This window comes from Homoserinimonas sp. (assembly GCF_056262345.1).
In genome coordinates this window covers 1-1,780 of the sequence record NZ_JBACFR010000243.1, presented here as the reverse complement: position 1 = coordinate 1,780, position 1,780 = coordinate 1, and the positions used below count along the sequence as shown (strand labels likewise).

Genomic DNA, 1,780 nt, shown 5'->3' with positions numbered 1-1,780 from the left:
TGGGTTATGAACCTCGACGTCTGGGAGAGTTTTCCCGTCGAACTCCAGCAGATCGTGCACGAAGAATCGGCAAACGCTGCACTCAACATCTGGGAGGGTTACCTCGACATCGAGGCTGGGGCCGGTGAGCTCATCGCCGCTGGCGACGTGATCCGCACCAGCGACGTGAGCAAGCTCGAGCCCATCGCTCAGAAGCAGCGTGATGCTGCGCTGGCCGCGCTTGCGCCGAGTGCTCCCGCGAGCGCCAGTGACCCCAAGGGTGCGATCAAGGACTACCTGGACCGCATCGACTACTGGACCTCTGTGCTTGAGGACGAGGGCTACGCGGTTGCCGAGCGCACCCCCGAGGCCATCCTCGAGGCCTTCGCCGGGCTCGGCGATGTGGAGCTCTCCGGCTTCTTCGACACCTTCTCGTCGGAGTTCGTCGCCTCAACGATGCCCAAGTAGAACCACCGGCACGTCCAAAAGAACCGAACTCGGGGCCTCGTGCGTTGTCCGCGCGAGGCCCCGAGGCTAGGCCATGACCCACACGATCGAGGAGTCCTGATGTCGGAGGCAACAGCGGTGCCGGGCAACCCCGTCGCCATCGAACAGGTGCCGCGGGTCATCCGCGTCATCGATCGAATGAGCGAGATTCTCAGCTACGGTGCCTCGGCTGCCCTCGTGCTCATGTCGATCAACATCATTGCCGATGTGATCGGCAGGTCACTCTTTCACTCACCCGTCATGGGAACACTGGAGCTCACATCGTTCTGGTGGATGCCCACCATCGCGCTCCTGGCTTTTGCCGTGACCGAACGGCACCAGGAGCACATCAAGGTCACCCTCCTGCTCGATTCTTTGCCCCTGCGCATGCGGCAGATCATCGAAGGTTGCGTGAGCATCCTGGCGACCCTGCTGCTCGTCGCTCTCGCCTACTTCACGTTCGTCAACGCGCTCGATAGTGCCGAGATCCGCCTCGCGGCGAACTCCACCCCGCCGATTCCCATCTGGCCGTTCAAGTTCGTCGCCGCCATCGGGGTCGCCATGCTCGCGCTCCAGACCGCGGCAACCGCCTACCGTCACTTCGCGGGATTCCTTCCGCGAGAAGATGACCTCGCAACGGAGGCCGACGTCTCATGACCACGCAGATTCCCCAGCTTGATGAAACTCCGGATGCATCCCTGCCGAGCGCAGGTCACCGCGCTGGCCGCATTGTCTTTGCGGTAGGCCTGGCCGTTACGGCGGCTTCGCTCGTGCTCCTGCTGTTCGTCGACATTCCGAACCTGCTCGCCGGTGTGCTCGTGATTGCCCTCTCCATCGTGCTGATCCTGATGGGAATCCCCGTGGGGGTCGCCATGCTCGGGGCCGCCCTTCTGGGGCTGTGGGCAATCGGGGGAGCCAGGGTCGTCGTGGGTACCCTCGAAAACGCCGCATTCAACGCAACGGATTCATGGTCCTTGAGTGTGATCCCCATGTTCATTCTCATGGGAACGATCCTGTGGAAGTCGGGGCTCACGGCCACGGCATTCGAAACGGCGCGCCAGTGGCTCGGCTGGTTGCCCGGCGGACTTGCTGTCGCGACCAACTATGCGGGCGCAGGGCTCGCGGCTGGCAGCGGCAGCACCATCGGCATCACCTATGCACTGGGCCGCGTCTCGATTCCCGAGATGATCAAGGCAGGCTACAAGCCGTCGCTTGCGGTCGGATCCGTCGCCGCTGCGGGAACTCTTGGCCAGATCATCCCACCGAGCCTTTTGCTCGTGGTTTATGCGGGTGCGGCATCGGTGCCCGTGGGGCC

The 1,780-nt window shown here is 63.5% G+C and carries 3 protein-coding genes; all 3 read left to right on the top strand.

Going from position 1 to position 1,780, the window contains the following annotated elements:
- Window positions 1–447, top strand: a 447-nt coding sequence (locus AC062T_RS11685; protein ID WP_476030219.1) for a hypothetical protein, incomplete at its 5' end; no start/stop codon positions are given.
- 99 nt (window positions 448–546) lie between these two features.
- Window positions 547–1,122: a TRAP transporter small permease subunit gene (locus AC062T_RS11680; RefSeq protein ID WP_476030217.1), complete on the top strand. Its 576-nt coding sequence runs from the start codon at window positions 547–549 to the stop codon at window positions 1,120–1,122.
- Window positions 1,119–1,780: TRAP transporter large permease subunit (locus tag AC062T_RS11675; RefSeq protein WP_476030215.1), on the top strand; the 662-nt coding region annotated here is incomplete at its 3' end. The genes AC062T_RS11680 and AC062T_RS11675, both read left to right, overlap by 4 nt.

Excerpts from the sequence above, each read along its gene's own strand:
- AC062T_RS11680 (WP_476030217.1), top strand. The coding sequence starts at position 547 with ATGTCGGAGGCAACAGCGGTGCCGGGCAACCCCGTCGCCATCGAACAG.